Origin of the sequence: uncultured Gemella sp. (genome assembly GCF_963515875.1) — a bacterium.
GTDB lineage: Bacteria > Bacillota > Bacilli > Staphylococcales > Gemellaceae > Gemella.
The window spans coordinates 1-16,178 of record NZ_CAUPZX010000008.1 but is presented as its reverse complement, the minus strand read 5'-3'; the positions used below and the strand labels follow the sequence as shown (position 1 = coordinate 16,178).

Here is a 16,178-nt window from a genome sequence, read left to right as displayed (position 1 = left end):
GCGATGTTATATTATTTACTTTAGTAGTATTACTAACTTCATCAAATTTCAATAAATTTAACTATGACCTTATTTATTCATTGAACTTCTTAGATATTTATGTTAAAATAAAATCATAAAAGAGAGAGCCGTTTTAAAGACGGTAGCTCGAATAAGATAGTTTTAATAACCATCTAACCGGCTAAAGTTAAAGATGGTTATTTTTTATTGTCATTTTTGAACGCTGTTAAGCACACTCCAACTATTGTTGCAATCAATAGATTTATACCAATAATAGTTTGTACTATTTCGTAAGGTGACAACTTGCTACTCCTTTCGTCCAGATTTTGTTACTTATGAGCATAAGCACCATCTCCTTCCATAGAAAAGTAGCCACCATCCATATCGGAAGCTTTACACTCCCTAACTTCTCTCTCCGATTTTGATTATATCAAATTAAATTTAGATAATCAACTATTTACAAGTATTGATACACCAATGTTTTCAACTTGTTAATAATAGTAAATTTTATTCGTAAATTAAACATATTCTAAAAAAATCCATAAAAATAGAAACAAATAACAACAAAACATCGCATACTAGGTTTTCTAATATGCGATGTTATTTTTTATTATTTTTTGAATTTCTTATGTAATTCTGTATAGAATAATAATCCTATTAACGTTAAGGCTATTCCTCCCATAGCTAATGATGTTTGTGAGATTAAAGTACTTACTAAAGTATAAACTCCACCAAGAATAGCTATTATAGGAACTATTGGGTATAAAGGCACTCTATATGGTCTTTCTAATTTCGGTTCTTTTTTACGTAGTATAATTACAGCAAGGAATGTTGCTGTGTAGAAGAACCACATTACGAATACTAATAGATCAGTTAACATATCAAAACTACTTGTTAACATCATTAAAAATGCTATTACTAAAAGTAATAATCCTGCATTTACTGGCACAGCGCCTTTGTTTAACTTCGTCCATACATTTTTAAATGGAATCTGTTCACTCTTTGCCATTGCATAAGGTACTCGAATCCCAGCCATTGAGAATCCGTTAATCGCCCCATATACACTTATCAGTATACCAATTGTGATAATTTTACCACCAATACCACCGAATAACTTTGCAGCTACTTCACTGGCTACAGTTTGATTACCTGCAACATGATCTAATGGTAAAGTCATAAGGTAAGCAACATTTATAAGTACATATACAACCATAACAACTGCAAGTCCTAAGAAAATTGCTCTTGGTAAATCTCTTTTAGGGTTTTTCATCTCTCCTGCCATACTTCCTACATTCGTCCAACCTTCATAGGCAAACATCGCAGCAAGTAAAGCTCCACCTAGTCCACTAGCGAATGAAATATCTTTCCCCGCTTCTACAGGGAATAATTGCAACGGTTGTGAATCACTTTGGAATAATCCAAATGCAATAATTACTATTAATGGGATTAATTTACAAATGGTAGCTACCGTCTGAATCATTCCTCCAATTTTTCCACCTAAAAAGTTTAAAAACATTAATGATGTTGCAGCAGCAATGGCTATAGGAAGATGCCACGTTTTATCTAAATTTAATAAATTTAAAACTTGTGTAGAAAAGATAACCGCAAGAGCCGCTATCATCGCAGGGAAATAAATCACCGACTGAGCCCATCCTAATAAGAATGCTGCAGTTTTCCCATAAGTTCTCTCTATCCAAACGACCATTCCTCCTACTTCAGGAATAGATGCCGCAAGTTCTGCAACAGTAAGACCGGCACAGATAGTAATAATACCAGCAAGAACCCACGCTAGTAATCCTAGACTCATCGTCCCTGTAGTTTTATAAATAACAGCAGCTTTAAAAAACACACCTGCTCCTATTACTGAACCTATTACTGTCATAAAAGCCGGCATAAAGCCTATCGTTCTTTTCAGTTCACTCATTAAATAATCTCCTTATTTCACATAATTTTTTATACTTAATTATAACCTTTTATACAATAAAAATAAAAAAGAAAAGACTCAAAATTTGAATTTTTTGAATCTTTTCATCAATATTTTCTCCTATTTACCAAATAACAACTTGAAGAAGTTTAATTTTTGACCATATCTTAATGTTGCTAATCTATATACTTTAACACTCGCAAATGCTACAAGTAATGTAGTTACAGCTAATATACCATAAGATAACCCTAATTCTTGAATAGAAACGTGACTTATCGCATAACGCGTAAACATTACAAAATATGATGTGAATGGAACATATGATAAAATCTCTGCAATTTTAGTATCTCCACTTGAACCCATAATATAGTAATTCGCAAAGAATGCACCCATAAATGTTAACATCGGTAAAGTTATCGCTCCGTTGACATCCTCAATCTTACTAACTAGTGAAGCGAATGCCGCATACATGAACATAAACATTACAAAGCCAGTTAAAGCAAACAGTAATCCTACACCAAGGACTTTCAAGTCTATGTTTTCTATAATGTGTTTAATATTATCGCTATATCTAGAACCATTAATTTTTAGACCTGCAAATAAACCACCTATGATTAAGCCCATTTGAATAAGTACCGCAACAGATAAAGCTAGTACTTTTCCTAAAATTAACGTTCTAGGATTTACAGTGACTACTAATAGTTCCATAGCTCTATTACTTTTTTCTTTAACAACATTTGTTGCAACTACACTACCGAATTGAATCACTGTCATATAAACGATGAATGTAAGCGCATAAACTACTACAACATTTACTACTTGAGTTTGAGCATCAGAATCTCCACTTACGTTCACAGGTACAGGTTGAGGTAGATGTGATTTCACGTTAGTTACTTTATCATAATCTAAACCATTTTGTTTATAGACTAATTTTTCTACATTCTTTCCGAAAGCTTCTTTGAATTCACTGCTATCTTTACTAAAGATAGATTGTCTAGATAAATATTCATAACTATCTTTAGTTAAAACGATACCTTCATCTAATTTTTTAGCTTTAATGTCTTTTTCTAAAGCCTCTTTACTATCGTATTTTTTAGCTTCTTTTAGATCATCTAATTTAATATTTGCATCTTTTACAACATATGCACTACGCGTGAAATTATCGTTACTATCACCTTTAAAAAGATTACTGTTCGCAATCGACGGTATGAATGTTATACCTATAGCTATAATGAAATATACTGCCATAATAACCTTTGTTGATGTTTTTGCAAAAAATTGTTTTAATTCAAAATTAAATACTGTACTAAAATTTTTCATAATTACTTACCTACCTGTTCTTTGAAAATCTCTTCTAACGTTGGTTTATAAAGTTTAAATTCTTCTATATTAAACGTACTTCCAGCTAATCTTGCTAAAAGTTCTTTTTTAGCTCCTTCTTCTTTAAAATCAAGAAGCACTCCCTCTGGTACTAATGAATACTCAATATCTAGTGGTACAGCTCTAAGATTAGCAAGCAGTTCCTCTTTCTCAAAACCACTAACACTCAAGATCATTTTTCCGTGTCCTAATTGTTTTTTAATATAATCTAGATTACCACTTAGAGTAATTTTCCCTTTTTCTAGTATATTAATATCCTCACAGAATGTTTCCACAACTGGCATTTGGTGAGATGAGAAAATAACAAGTTTATCTTTTTTAATAAAATCTGTAATTATTTCTTTTAACTTCGATACATTCACCGGGTCTAGTCCACTGAACGGCTCATCAAAAACAAGAATATCTGGATCATTCATTACACTTTGAATAATTTGAATTTTTTGTGCATTACCTTTAGATAATGTTTTTAGTGCTTGTTTATTATCTTCTAATTCAAAGTACTCTAACCATTTTTTCGCTTCTGTTTGCGCGGCTTTCTTCTTCATACCTTTTAACATTCCAAAGTACGTAAGTTGATCTACTAGTCCAACACCATCATACATCCCACGTTCTTCTGGTAAATACCCAATTTTCACCTTACTGTGATCTAAAGGTTTCCCATCTAATAAAATCTCACCTTTATCTGGCTTAAATATATCTAACAGTATTCTAAAACTTGTAGTTTTACCACTACCATTTCGTCCAAGGTATCCATTAGCCACTCCACTTTTTGCCGTGAAGCTAACCCCTTTAAGAACCTGCTTATTTCCAAAACTTTTCTCTACATTTTTAAATTCTAAAATCATAGTCCATACCTCTCTTTCTAACTTTTTAAAAGTTAAATTCCCTTTTTATTCTTCATTATTTTTTATTTCTTTTGTTAACTTAAAATATTTCGGTAAAAACATTCCAAGTCCACCTATACAGTAACCAAATATACCACCTATTAATCCACCTATTAACATGGCTAGTATATCAGGTATTCCACTATTAATTACCCATTTAATATTAGTAAAATACAACACCCCTATTATATTTATTAAAATAAACAAAACTATAAATCTCAACAATCTATATTTAGCAATTTCTAATTCCGTCTCAGTATCAGTATATATCGGATACGAACTCGAAGTTCCTTCAGCTAGCCTAAACAAATTATAAACTTGAAACTTATGAAGCTTCCAACCACTCGCTTTATAATACTCTTCTATCTCTGGTGTAAACTGTTTATCAAAGATAAACTTATATTGCTTATCGCTAGTCTCTGTGACTTTCTTCATTCTAATTGCCACTATAGCCTCTTTATCATATTCATATCCCTCAGCAGCAAGGAGATTCATTTTATCCGCTACTTTATCATAGCTTATAAATACCGGAACATATTTATACTTCATAAATTCAATCCTTTCTTCTCTTCAAAAATAAATATTTTATAAAGAACGCTATATTTACAGCACCTAGTCCTAGACCAAATCCAAAAAACATTCCTAAAATAAAATCTATTACTTCAGATGCCATTAAAAATTCATTTATTATGTGCGCCACCAAAGCTATAAGAAAGCATCCTAACATGATTTTCGCATTAAATCTTATTCTATATAGCCACATGTATTCTTCACTCAAATTATCTGTATATAATGTAGTTGCCGTAGGTTCACCACGTAATATCTGCCAAAAAATACCATTTCTAACTACTTCCCAGCCATTAAATCTGTAGAAATCTTCACGTTCAACATCGAACTTTTTATCATATACCAATTCGTATTTATAATTTACTTTTTCTCCTTTTTCTAATAAAATTAAGAATCCCAGAAACTTTTTAAAGTGCCACCCTCTACCACTATATCTTTCTATCTTTCTCATGAGTCTTTTATTTGTTAAAGCGAATGTATGTATCACCTTATATTTACTCATCACTTCCACCACCTATAAACTTCTTAGCTACATCTAGTAAAAACTGTCGAAGTTTTAAATTTTCCCCCAAAACTTCCATACCTTTTGGAGTGATATGATATTCTTTTTTGGAATTATCAATTTCTTTATCTTCTATCCAGCCTACAGAAACCATCTTACCTAAAGTCGTATACATTGTCGCAGGGCCAATAATAATATTATTATCTGTAATCTCCGCAACCTTTTGCATTATTAAATAACCATGGATAGGTTCTGTTAAAACTAGAAGTGTAAAAAATATACTATCCGTTAATTCGCCCGTTTCATAAGGGCTTAACTTCGCCATTTTATCCCTCCTAACTTAATTAGAGATAATTTTTATTTATATCAATCATCAATATATCTATCTTTGATATAATTATATATCCATCATTGATATAAGTCAATAGATAATTTATGATTTTCTCAAAAAATATTATGGATTCATAAAATAAAAACAAAAACATCCTCTTTATCACATTCTATTTATTACAGATATTTTAAAAATATGCTTATAGTGTAGTAATATACTTTATTATATGGTAGAATAATCCTATAAAACTAAAATTTATTGAAATAGACTATTCTCGTCTATTTTACTTAAAGTTAAGGAGAGACACATGACAAAATCATTAAAAAAATATCTATTGATTATTGCAACAGTTATCCTGTCAGTTACTTTAGCTGCTTGTAGCACAGGCGCTTCTACTGAACAGATTATCAATAAATCAATAGAAGCATCTAAAAATCTAAAAAGTACAGACTTTGTAGCAACTAACAGCTCTGAAATCTTAGTCGGTGAACAAACTCAAACAGTCGAAAATACTGTGTCGGGTTCTCTAATTATCGATCCATTTTCAATGAAAGCTACTACAGAAGTAAAAGCTCAAGATCAAACTCAAACACTTGAACTTTACATTAAAGACGGTACTGCTTATGCAAAATCAACAGGACAAGATGAGTGGGTAAAAAGTGCAAACAACAATATTACGGCTCAATTTGAGAACCTAAAAAAAATTGCTAACTCTGAACAAATTTTAGATTTCTATAAAAAAATCAGCAAAGATTTCAAGAAAACAGAAGAAAATGGAAACTACGTACTAACATTCACTGGAAGTGGAGACCAATTTAAAGAACTTATGGTAGCCGTAGCTAACGCATCTTCAGGAAATGAAGTTAATGCTGAAGCATTTAATAACGTAGAATTTAAAAATGTTTCAATCAAACTTGTTGTTACTAAAGACTTCGCTCCTGTTACTAACGAAGTTACTATGGAGCTTGCAACTAAAAATACTCCAACTCCTACAACGATGAAAATTAAACAAAACATCAAATACTCAAATGTTAACAGTGTTAAAGAAATCAGCCTACCAAATCAAGTAAAAAATGCTAAAGAAGTAGCAACTGATACTCAAAAACAACAATAATAGACTAAACCTACTTACCAATATGGTGAGTAGGTTTTTTTATTGAGATATTAACTTACTCTATATTCAACATATAAAATTTAGAGTTAAATTATTACTAGAAACTTTTTAAATTTAATCATTCAGTATTAGAAATCCTTTGATTTTACAATAATCTTTTCATTTAGTATAATAGTATATACGATAAAAATTAGGAGGTAAATTTGCATTATAGTTATAGCGCCCGAACTAAGTTCTAAGGGTTAAATTGAATTTAGTTGACGAGGAAAAAAGTTATCGAAAATTCGGCGGATGCTTTTTCGGAACCAGAGAGTTTCGTTAGATAATGTACAATGGGGTAGATCTTAATATTTCTAGGAACGAAGAGACGACGAAATATTTAGATATAGCGTATGCAACAGCAACTTAGTTTTTAAGGAAGTATGACGCAAAAAACTTTAGTTGCCACTGCTGGGGTGTACCTTTGTATCTTTAGGAACGCAGTGACGACAAGATACTTACAGTGGCTACTAACAAAATATTTCGTCATTTCATTCCTTATATTTTGAGTAGCTGTTGTCTAAGTTACTCGATAAGGTTTCTTTTCATCTTCTGGATTCAAGAAACCTAACGATTAACTCATAGGTGCAGCGTATGCAACAGCAACTTAGTTTTTAAGGAAGTATGACGCTAAAAACTTTAGTTGCCACTGCTGGGGTAGATCTTAATATTTCTAGGAACGAAGAGACGACGAAATAGTTAGGCAAGTAAAAGTGTAATATTTCACAAAATCTGTTAAGTCGCTCCCGACTTAGTTTTTAAGGAAGAATGACGTAAAAAACTTTAGTTGCCACTGCTGGGGTGTACCTTTGTATCTTTAGGAACAACGGTGAAATACCCGCCCTTCAAAATCATTATCACCTCTCTATAAGCTCATTATGTCTTCTTTCAAGATTTACATAAACTTAAAGAAGTATAATATATTTGAGCAAAGGTATAAAACTTTATAGTACTTTCTATAAAAATAAATTAAAGAAAAAAGCGAGGAATTTTTTATATGTGTGGAATTGTAGGATTTGTTGGAGAAGCAAATGGAGTTAAATTTTTAATCGATGGACTTATCAGTCTTGAGTATCGCGGATACGACTCAGCTGGTATTGCTGGTGTCGTTAACGGGGAGGCTAGCATTACTAAATCTGTAGGTCGTATTAAAAACCTAGAAACCCTAATCCCTGAAGGTCTTCACCTAGAATTAGGTATTGGGCATACACGTTGGGCTACTCATGGTGGAGTTAACACAACTAACTCTCACCCCCACCAAAGCTTCAACAAACGTTTTATTTTAGTTCACAATGGAGTTATTGAAAACTTCCAAGAACTTAAAGAAAGATTTTTCAAAGGTGTAAAACTCGTTTCTGAAACTGATACCGAAGTTATCGTTCAGTTAGTACAAGTTTATAGCAATCGTGGTCTTGATACTAAAGAAGCTTTCAAAAAAGCTGTATCTAAGTTACAAGGATCTTATGCACTTTGTTTAATCGACACAGAAGATAAAGACACATTATATGTAGCAAAAAATAAAAGTCCACTTCTTATCGGACTAGGAGAAGAAAACAAAAACTATGTTGGTAGTGATGCTTTAGCAATGATTAAATACACTAACAACTTCTTAGAAATCAATGATGGCGAGTTTGTTATTGTAAAAAAAGATAGCGTAACTATCGAAGATAAAGAAGGTAGTACTATAGAACGTGACAGTTTCTCAACTAACTTAAACGCTGGAGAAATCGATAAAGGTATCCACGAACACTATATGATTAAAGAAATTCATGAACAAGTAGGAGCAATGCGTAATATCATCTCTCACTACTTTGACGGACATGATGTGAATATTAATAACGAAATTGTTAAAAACGTAAAAGAAGCTGATAGATTATACATTATTGGATGCGGTACTAGTTATAATGCAGGTTTAGTAGGAAGAAACTATTTTGAAAAATGGGCCGGTATCCCTACAGAAGTACACTTAGCATCAGAATTTGCTTATAACGTACCATTATTATCTAAAAAACCAATGTTTATTTTCCTTTCTCAATCAGGAGAAACAGCCGACCTTCGTGCCGTGCTTACAAAATTACGCAGTGTAAATGAGAATTATAAATTCTTAGTACTTACTAATGTTGATGCTTCAACTCTATCTCGTGAATGTGATTATACATTATTACTTCATGCAGGTGTTGAAATTGCCGTTGCATCTACTAAGGCATATACTGCACAAATCGCAACATTAAGTATACTAGCATATGAGGTTGCAAAACAAATTGCTAAACAACCAAAATTTAATATTGAGAAAGAATTATCAGTAATTACTTCAGCAATAGAATCAATTTTAGATGATACTAAAACTATCAAAGACTTAGCTAAAAACTTATTCACAGAGCGTAATGCATTCTATATCGGACGCGGAATCGACTACTACAGTGCATGTGAAGCAGCTTTAAAACTTAAAGAGGTTTCTTACATTCAAACAGAAGGATTTGCCGGAGGAGAATTGAAACACGGCACAATCGCCCTTATCGAAGAAAGAACACCGGTAGTAGCTCTTATCACAAGTGCTAAATTAGACTTAAACACACGTAGTAACGTAAGCGAAGTGGCTAGCCGCGGTGCTAATACTCTAATCATTACATTAGAAAAATTAGCCCGCAAAGGCGACTACGCAATTCCAAATGTAAATGAAGATCTTGCTCCAATCGCAAGTATCGTAGTTACACAATTATTCGCATATTATGCAGCCTACACTAAAGGATTAGACGTAGACAAACCACGTAACTTAGCTAAATCAGTAACAGTAGAATAATAAAACAATAAATAATTAAAGCGGGAGCATCAATAAATAAATTTTGAAAATAACGATTTTTGAGTCACTCCCGTTTTTATCTATGTTAAAAAAATTTTTTAAGACTTTTCTCTTTACAACTAGTTTACTTCAGTTTATAATTAACCTATAATAAATAAATTATTTATCTTCGGGGCAGGGTGAAATTCCCGACCGGCGGTTAAAGTCCGCGAGCGAAAGCTGATTTGGTGAAATTCCAAAACCGACAGTATAGTCTGGATGATAGAAGATATAGAATTAATAAACTTGCACATATAACCTTACTGCATATGTATATTTGTCATACAATGTATTGTGCAACGCTTATTTTTCATACCTTTCAGTCCCGCTTTAATTTTTTTAAAGTGGTGTTTTTTATTTCTAATGCGTTTTAAATCACACCCTTTCTAAAATTATATTGCGGTTATTTTTTGCCTATGAAGATAGGAAAGAGGATTTAATATGTACAAAAAAAATGTTCATTCGCTTGTTTTAAGTGGAATGCTTGCAGTTATTGCTCTACTTCTATCTTTTTTTAGTTTTGCTGTGCCATTCTTGCCACCATTTCTAAAATTTGATTTCACGTTTATACCACTATTCATGGCGTTATTGTTATTAGGTTATAAAGATGCACTTTTAGTGTCATTCTTAAAAAACTTTTTGCACTTCGCCTTATTGTCGCATGAACCAATCGGTTCAATTGCTAATATCGTTGTAGAATTTACTTTTATTAGCATTATCGTATTATTCTACAAAAAAGGTACTACAAAAACTATTATTGGCGGTGTTTTAGGGACTTTAGCTATAACATTATTCATGTCTCTACTTAACTATTTCGTATTACTTCCAGCATACGGATATATTATGAATTTAGCCGATATCTTAACTAACGTGAAAACTATTGTAGCTGTTGGTATCGTTCCATTCAACCTACTAAAAGGTGTTTTAGTAACTATTTTATTCTTCGTTACTAAAAGTGTTTATAAATCTATACCAGCTAGCATTCGAAGCCGTTTCGCATAATATTATAAAACCAATTAAATTAACCATGAAAAATCATCCATTACATTCACCTTACTGTAATGGATGATTCCTTTTTTATAAATTTTCTAGGAAATACTTAACATACTTATTCTAAAAAATCCAAGTTAAGGGGGCAGAAAAATGAAAAAAATCATTTTCTGCCCCCTTAACTGCTATTTTTAAAACTTATTATTATTTTTTATATACTCTAATAAATTTACATGTCTTATACCATTGTTTTGTTGGAACAAATAATCGGTAGTCATTAGATATCTTGGATAATTATCTTTTATCATTTCTAATGGCTTAAATTCTCGAGCTGCCGTTTCTAAACTTTCATTTATAGTATACGCAACTTGAATATATGAATAATTCATATCTGAATCACGTAAGATGAAATCGCATTCTAACTTTCCTATTCTTCCAACACTAACACTATACCCATTACTTCTAGCATATACATACACAATATTCTCCAGAACTGGACCATAATTAATTCTATTGTCCGTATTCATAGCGAAATAAAATGCTGTATCAGCCAAATAATATTTCTTTTCTCCTGCTAAAGAACGCTTAGACTTCATATCAAACCTATCACATTGATATAAAATTTTTGACTTTACTAATTCATCTATATATCTACTAATAGTTTCTCTCTTTATTATCAATCCATTTCCTTGTAAAGCTCTATGTATACTTGCTACACTCAAAGTTGCTCCATAATTATTTATTACAAAATCTCTAACTACATTAAAAGCCTCAACATTTCTAACCTTTACCCTTTGTTTTATATCTTTTTCAAATATTTCTCTAACAATAGATGACACATACATTCTCTTATCTGCAATCTCATTTATAAAAATACTTCTTGGAAAACCTCCATCATGAATATAATTATTCAGCTCATATTGCAAATTATCATTAACAACTTTATTATAGAATCTTTTCATCTCCATATATTCAAAAAAATTTAACGGAAACATTTCTATCTCTATATACCTTCCAGTTAACTTAGTTACTAACTCTCCACTTAATAAATATGAGTTAGAACCAGTAATAAAAATAGAATAGTGTCCTTCTGTTCTATATGCATTAATTATTTCTTCAAAATTTTCAACATTTTGGATCTCATCTATAAATATATATTTTAAATTTTGAGTTACCGATAAATCATCAATTACTTCTTCCAATTTATCTGCATCTTTTACCTTTCTATACTTCTTACTATCTAAATCAATAAAAATTATATCTTCTTCTTGTACTCCTCTTTCTAAAAGTTCTAATTTGACAACCTCTAACAAAGAAGATTTCCCACAACGCCTAACACCTGTAATTACTTTTATTATATCTGAACTATCATAAAAATTTCTTATTCTTTTCAAATACAACTCTCTTCTATATAATTCCATTTCAATACCCCTAATAAAATGTTTTCTAAATAAATTTTAACATACTTATCCAAAAAAATCCAAGTTAAGGGGGCAGAAAAATGAAAAAAATCATTTTCTGCCCCCTTAACTGCTATTTTTTTAATAATTCATCCAGTTTTTCTGAATGTGCCACTTCTTCAATATTAATATCTTTTTCATTAAGCACTGTATCAATATTAAGTTTTTCATCATTATTGACAATTAATCTCGCATAGATTTTCTCTCCCACATTCCTAATGCTTTCATAATCAATTTTATAATCATTAATTTTTGCCTTTGCAGTAAAGGCCAATTTATCCTTTTCTAAAATTAATTTCTCATAAAAACCTCGTGCATCTGCTGTTTTTACGATTCTTACGATTTCTTTGTATTTAGGGTTGTTTTTCATATAAATAACACCACCTATAGCTGCAAGAAATGTTACCGCTCCTAATATTCTTTTCCTCAATTTATACTTCCTCCTTATTCTATATTTTTCTATCAGAGTCTTTCAAACTCTCTCATTAGCAAACTTTTTAGTTATCTTTTATATTATACCTTTTCAACTGTTTTTGCAATAGTATTTTAAAAATTTCACATAATTTATAGTAAAATTAATTTATAATACATTAATTACCAACTTATCCTTCACGCTATAACAACACATAAACTATAATATTAATTATATAACATTAGTAATCGATAATAGTTATCTGTTCCAGTGTTCAAATACGTGTGTTTTAATACAAAAGATGATATAATCGTATATACTACACTATACAGAGAGGTTAAAAAATGCAAAAAGCTATTTTAGTTATGACATATGGGACACCTGAAGAATATTCATTCGAAGGAGTAGCTAACTTTTTCACTAATATTAGAAGGGGTGTAAGACCTGATGACGAAGAAATTAATACACTTCTAGAAAATTACCTTCGCATCGAAGGTTCTCCACTTCAAGAAATAACTCTTAAAGAAGTTGAGCTTCTAAAACAAGTTGTTCAAAATGACTATCAAGTATATTTCGCAAACAAATTCTCAAACCCTTATATTCCTGATATAATTTCAAATATGGAAAATGATGGTATCGAAGAATGCATATGCTTGATACTAGAACCACACTACTCATTCTATTCTATTATGGGATATGAAAAATTCATCAAGAGTAATAAAATCAAATTCAACATAATCAAATCTTGGTATAAAGAAGAAAAACTTATTGAATTCTGGGCTGATGAAATTAAAAAAATTATTGATGAAAAAGTAAAAAACGACAGTTTTAAAGTTATTTTTTCTGCTCATAGCGTTCCTGAAATTGCACTAAAATACAATGATCCATATGTTGACCAGATTTTCGACATGACTAAACTTATTGTTGAAAAACTAGGTTTAAACAAAGATAATTATACAAATACTTGGCAAAGTGAAAGCGAAATAGGTATACCTTGGATTAAACCTGATGTTCTTGAATATTTAAAAGAACAAACAAATCATCCAAATCACTATATATTTGCACCTATAAGTTTTATCAGCGAACATATTGAAATACTTTTTGATAATGATATTGAATGTCGTGAGCTTTGCGAGAAATTTGGAGTTACTTACCACCGCCCTCCTATGCCAAACGACGATCCACGTTTAATTGGAGCTTTAGTATCAACCATAGAAGCTAATAAAAATAATTCTTTTACTTATCACAATCCTGAGAAAACAACATTTAACGAAATGGATAAATCTAAAGCAGAAATGCCTGATTTCGTTAAAAAAATGTTAGAAAACAAAAAAGATGGTGATAAACCCGAAATGCCTGATTTTGTTAAAAAAATGTTGGCTAATAAAAAAGATGGTGAAAAGATTGAAATGCCTGATTTCGTTAAAGAAATGTTAGCTAATCGAAATAATGGAGATAAACCTAAGTTATCTAGTTTAATCAAGAAAACACTATCTCACAAAAATACTACTATTAAATTAAAAGTTCTCAAGTTTATAAAAAAAATAATAAATAAATAGTAGTATCTAATAAATTTTTTTCAAGATAAATACTAAAACTCTATTACCGTGAATTCGTCAATAGAGTTTATTTTTTACATAAAAACCTTAATCCTCTAGTATGATTATATTTCTATGATAATTATAAATTTATAATTTTTTTATTATTTTTATTATGTTTAAAATCATAATTTTATGTTTACATATAATTAAATAAAGAAATCTATCCTTGTTAAATAATTTAAATTAAATAATTTTTTTCTTATAAATAGTTTAAAATACCATTGTTTTGTGTTATAATAAAAGTGAAATAAATGGAGGGATAAACCTATGAAAAATAATAAACTACTTTTGATTTTATCAAGTATTTTACTTTCTGCATCTCTTGTAGGATGTAGTAGTGGAGATGGGCTAAATCGATCTGCAAAAGACGGAAAAGAAAATGAAGTTGAAAAAGCATCTATCAAACTTGTTAAAGCAACAAAAACAGGTGACTACAACCTAATTAGTGCAGATGAGTTGAAAAAATCAATCGACAACAAAGAAGATATGATTTTAATTAACACTATACCTGCCGATCGATTTTCAAGCACAAAAATTAAAGGTGCGATTAACGCTGGTTTACCTAAAGAAATGAAAGATTTGAAACCAGAAGAAAAAGATGCATTTTTAAAAGCTCTAGGGAATAATAAAGATAAAAAAATTGTGATATACTGTGGATTTGTCGCTTGTGAGAGAAGTCACGTCGGAGCTGTTCTAGCTAAAGAAGCAGGTTACAAAAACGTCTATAGATTCCCGGGCGGAATTGCCGCATGGTTAGATGCTGGAAATAGCATTGATAAATAACAATAAAACTTTGCATTTGTGGATAATAATGAGGATTTACCTCACTCTTGCAATATAATTGACATTTGTGGATAACAATGAGGATTTACCTCACAAATAATATAATTAGAAAATTTTAGAATAGTTATTTTGTTGGAATAACCCCTTTAAAATCCAGCAAACTCAATCAACGGTTCCAAATTTTTATCCAAATAAACAATTCCGCCCTATATAAAGAAGGAGCTGACTCGACAAAATCTCATTTCTACGAAATCTCGATTTTTGAGTCACTCCCTCTTTATTTTTTATTTTTAAATTTAAATATATCTCGTTTAAATAAAGGAACATTATCAAAATATTCTCCCTTGTAAAAAGGATGGCATTTTAAAAGTCTCTTTACAGTTAAATAAGTTCCAAGAAAAAATCCAAATCGTTTATAACTTTCTACTGCATATGTAGAGCACGTAGGAGAAAATCTACACGTCGGTTTTGTATAACGTGAAATATATCGTCTATATAAGTTTATTAAAGAAATACAGAATTTCGCCATAAATTCGCTCCTTTCATCTTTAATTTTATCAACTTGTTAACTATATTTCAACTATTTCAATTATTTTGTTATCTAACAATAGATATTGATTATCAATTATATTTTTCACTATAGGAAACATTATTAAATCAAGCTTCTTTTCAGAGAATAATTCTCAATAACTATTAAAAAGCTATAAGCTTTACATCAAGCAATAACAGTGCTATAATTTAGACATAAAATCAAAAAATAAAGGAGAAAATTTAAATGACACGTAAAACAGAATTAAACAAACTTGTAGCAAACTTAACAGTATTATACACAAAATTACACAGCTTCCACTGGTATGTAACTGGACGTAGCTTTTACACACTACACGAAGTATTTGAAAACTACTATAACCACACAACTGAATCTTTAGACGAAGTTGCTGAAAGACTATTAGCAATCGGTGGTCGTCCAGTTTCTACTCTAAAAGGAGCTTTAGAAATCGCAACAATTCAAGAGGCAACCGAAAAAGAAACAACTTCTGAAATGGTAGCAGCTGTATTCCACGATTTCGAATTATTAATTGGTGACCTTACTAAACTTATGAGTGTAGCAGAAGAAGAAGGAGATCAAGGTACTTCTGACTTAGCATTAGGATTAAAAACTCAATTAGAAAAAAATGCTTGGATGCTACGTGCTTACTTAGCAGAATAGGGGCTGACCCAAAAGTCCTAAAGTTTAACAAAGTGTTTATGAAAACTCATAGACGCAGTGGTTTATTGATATCTAAATTCGCTTTATAAAGCTTTTTAGATATCTAATAAACTGTGCGGGGGTGACTCGACAAAATCGATTT

Annotated in this window: 16 protein-coding genes and 1 riboswitch; of the genes, 6 read left to right on the top strand and 10 right to left on the bottom strand. The window is 30.7% G+C overall.

Annotation, left to right across the window (positions count from 1 at the left end):
• Nucleotides 1-197: 197 nt before the first annotated feature.
• From RWL85_RS08545 to RWL85_RS02625, 7 genes are all read right to left on the bottom strand, one after another.
• On the bottom strand, nucleotides 198-302 hold the full coding sequence (locus RWL85_RS08545) for a putative holin-like toxin (RefSeq protein WP_331271069.1): 105 nt from the start codon (nucleotides 300-302) through the stop codon (nucleotides 198-200).
• Nucleotides 303-610: 308 nt separating this feature from the next.
• Nucleotides 611-1,924 (bottom strand): amino acid permease, encoded by a 1,314-nt coding sequence (locus RWL85_RS02650; RefSeq protein WP_314084629.1) that lies wholly within the window; start codon nucleotides 1,922-1,924, stop codon nucleotides 611-613.
• A 120-nt stretch (nucleotides 1,925-2,044) separates the two neighbouring features.
• On the bottom strand, nucleotides 2,045-3,244 hold the full coding sequence (locus tag RWL85_RS02645; protein ID WP_299324863.1) for an ABC transporter permease: 1,200 nt from the start codon (nucleotides 3,242-3,244) through the stop codon (nucleotides 2,045-2,047).
• Nucleotides 3,245-3,246: 2 nt separating this feature from the next.
• Nucleotides 3,247-4,149, bottom strand: a complete 903-nt coding sequence (locus tag RWL85_RS02640; protein ID WP_314084625.1) for an ATP-binding cassette domain-containing protein — start codon at nucleotides 4,147-4,149, stop codon at nucleotides 3,247-3,249.
• 45 nt (nucleotides 4,150-4,194) lie between these two features.
• Nucleotides 4,195-4,737 carry a hypothetical protein gene (locus tag RWL85_RS02635; protein ID WP_314084623.1) on the bottom strand — a complete coding sequence of 181 codons (543 nt, stop codon included), beginning with the start codon at nucleotides 4,735-4,737 and terminating at the stop codon, nucleotides 4,195-4,197.
• A gap of 4 nt (nucleotides 4,738-4,741) precedes the next feature.
• The gene (locus RWL85_RS02630) at nucleotides 4,742-5,257 is read right to left on the bottom strand and encodes a DUF2812 domain-containing protein (protein ID WP_314084620.1); all 516 of its coding nucleotides are present in this window, start codon (nucleotides 5,255-5,257) and stop codon (nucleotides 4,742-4,744) included.
• Nucleotides 5,250-5,582: a PadR family transcriptional regulator gene (locus RWL85_RS02625; RefSeq protein WP_314084618.1), complete on the bottom strand. Its 333-nt coding sequence runs from the start codon at nucleotides 5,580-5,582 to the stop codon at nucleotides 5,250-5,252. The genes RWL85_RS02630 and RWL85_RS02625 overlap by 8 nt, the downstream gene beginning before the upstream one ends.
• A 313-nt stretch (nucleotides 5,583-5,895) precedes the next feature.
• On the opposite strand from RWL85_RS02625, the gene RWL85_RS02620 reads away from it, so the two are divergent.
• From RWL85_RS02620 to RWL85_RS02610, 3 genes are all read left to right on the top strand, one after another.
• Nucleotides 5,896-6,702 carry a DUF6612 family protein gene (locus tag RWL85_RS02620; protein ID WP_314084615.1) on the top strand — a complete coding sequence of 269 codons (807 nt, stop codon included), beginning with the start codon at nucleotides 5,896-5,898 and terminating at the stop codon, nucleotides 6,700-6,702.
• Between the two features lie 1,036 nt (nucleotides 6,703-7,738).
• Entirely contained in the window at nucleotides 7,739-9,541 is a 1,803-nt protein-coding gene (gene glmS, locus RWL85_RS02615; protein WP_314084612.1) for a glutamine--fructose-6-phosphate transaminase (isomerizing), read from the top strand.
• A gap of 161 nt (nucleotides 9,542-9,702) precedes the next feature.
• Nucleotides 9,703-9,815: riboswitch (FMN riboswitch) on the top strand.
• A 206-nt stretch (nucleotides 9,816-10,021) separates the two neighbouring features.
• Complete coding sequence (locus tag RWL85_RS02610; protein WP_314084609.1) at nucleotides 10,022-10,582, top strand: ECF transporter S component; 561 nt, start codon at nucleotides 10,022-10,024, stop codon at nucleotides 10,580-10,582.
• Between the two features lie 179 nt (nucleotides 10,583-10,761).
• Here the strand turns inward: RWL85_RS02610 and RWL85_RS02605 are convergent, their stop codons facing one another.
• Both RWL85_RS02605 and RWL85_RS02600 read right to left on the bottom strand, forming a co-directional pair.
• Entirely contained in the window at nucleotides 10,762-11,991 is a 1,230-nt protein-coding gene (locus RWL85_RS02605) for an ATP-binding protein (protein WP_314084607.1), read from the bottom strand.
• A 112-nt stretch (nucleotides 11,992-12,103) separates the two neighbouring features.
• Nucleotides 12,104-12,460 carry a DUF1310 family protein gene (locus tag RWL85_RS02600; RefSeq protein WP_314084604.1) on the bottom strand — a complete coding sequence of 119 codons (357 nt, stop codon included), beginning with the start codon at nucleotides 12,458-12,460 and terminating at the stop codon, nucleotides 12,104-12,106.
• Between the two features lie 326 nt (nucleotides 12,461-12,786).
• On the opposite strand from RWL85_RS02600, the gene hemH reads away from it, so the two are divergent.
• Together hemH and RWL85_RS02590 are read left to right on the top strand one after the other, a co-directional pair.
• Nucleotides 12,787-14,001, top strand: coding sequence for a ferrochelatase (hemH, locus tag RWL85_RS02595; protein ID WP_314084601.1), 1,215 nt, complete (start codon nucleotides 12,787-12,789; stop codon nucleotides 13,999-14,001).
• A gap of 309 nt (nucleotides 14,002-14,310) precedes the next feature.
• Entirely contained in the window at nucleotides 14,311-14,826 is a 516-nt protein-coding gene (locus tag RWL85_RS02590) for a rhodanese-like domain-containing protein (RefSeq protein WP_314084598.1), read from the top strand.
• Between the two features lie 277 nt (nucleotides 14,827-15,103).
• Here the strand turns inward: RWL85_RS02590 and yidD are convergent, their stop codons facing one another.
• Nucleotides 15,104-15,355 (bottom strand): membrane protein insertion efficiency factor YidD, encoded by a 252-nt coding sequence (gene yidD, locus RWL85_RS02585; RefSeq protein WP_314084596.1) that lies wholly within the window; start codon nucleotides 15,353-15,355, stop codon nucleotides 15,104-15,106.
• A gap of 246 nt (nucleotides 15,356-15,601) precedes the next feature.
• On the opposite strand from yidD, the gene RWL85_RS02580 reads away from it, so the two are divergent.
• Entirely contained in the window at nucleotides 15,602-16,036 is a 435-nt protein-coding gene (locus RWL85_RS02580) for a DNA starvation/stationary phase protection protein (RefSeq protein WP_314084593.1), read from the top strand.
• The last annotated feature ends 142 nt before the right edge of the window (nucleotides 16,037-16,178 follow it).

Coding starts and splice junctions, on each gene's coding strand:
- RWL85_RS02650 (WP_314084629.1), bottom strand. CDS start 1,924: ATGAGTGAACTGAAAAGAACGATAGGCTTTATGCCGGCTTTTATGACA.
- RWL85_RS02645 (WP_299324863.1), bottom strand. CDS start 3,244: ATGAAAAATTTTAGTACAGTATTTAATTTTGAATTAAAACAATTTTTT.
- RWL85_RS02640 (WP_314084625.1), bottom strand. CDS start 4,149: ATGATTTTAGAATTTAAAAATGTAGAGAAAAGTTTTGGAAATAAGCAG.
- RWL85_RS02635 (WP_314084623.1), bottom strand. CDS start 4,737: ATGAAGTATAAATATGTTCCGGTATTTATAAGCTATGATAAAGTAGCG.
- RWL85_RS02630 (WP_314084620.1), bottom strand. CDS start 5,257: ATGAGTAAATATAAGGTGATACATACATTCGCTTTAACAAATAAAAGA.
- RWL85_RS02625 (WP_314084618.1), bottom strand. CDS start 5,582: ATGGCGAAGTTAAGCCCTTATGAAACGGGCGAATTAACGGATAGTATA.
- RWL85_RS02620 (WP_314084615.1), top strand. CDS start 5,896: ATGACAAAATCATTAAAAAAATATCTATTGATTATTGCAACAGTTATC.
- glmS (WP_314084612.1), top strand. CDS start 7,739: ATGTGTGGAATTGTAGGATTTGTTGGAGAAGCAAATGGAGTTAAATTT.
- RWL85_RS02610 (WP_314084609.1), top strand. CDS start 10,022: ATGTACAAAAAAAATGTTCATTCGCTTGTTTTAAGTGGAATGCTTGCA.
- RWL85_RS02605 (WP_314084607.1), bottom strand. CDS start 11,991: ATGGAATTATATAGAAGAGAGTTGTATTTGAAAAGAATAAGAAATTTT.
- hemH (WP_314084601.1), top strand. CDS start 12,787: ATGCAAAAAGCTATTTTAGTTATGACATATGGGACACCTGAAGAATAT.
- RWL85_RS02590 (WP_314084598.1), top strand. CDS start 14,311: ATGAAAAATAATAAACTACTTTTGATTTTATCAAGTATTTTACTTTCT.
- yidD (WP_314084596.1), bottom strand. CDS start 15,355: ATGGCGAAATTCTGTATTTCTTTAATAAACTTATATAGACGATATATT.
- RWL85_RS02580 (WP_314084593.1), top strand. CDS start 15,602: ATGACACGTAAAACAGAATTAAACAAACTTGTAGCAAACTTAACAGTA.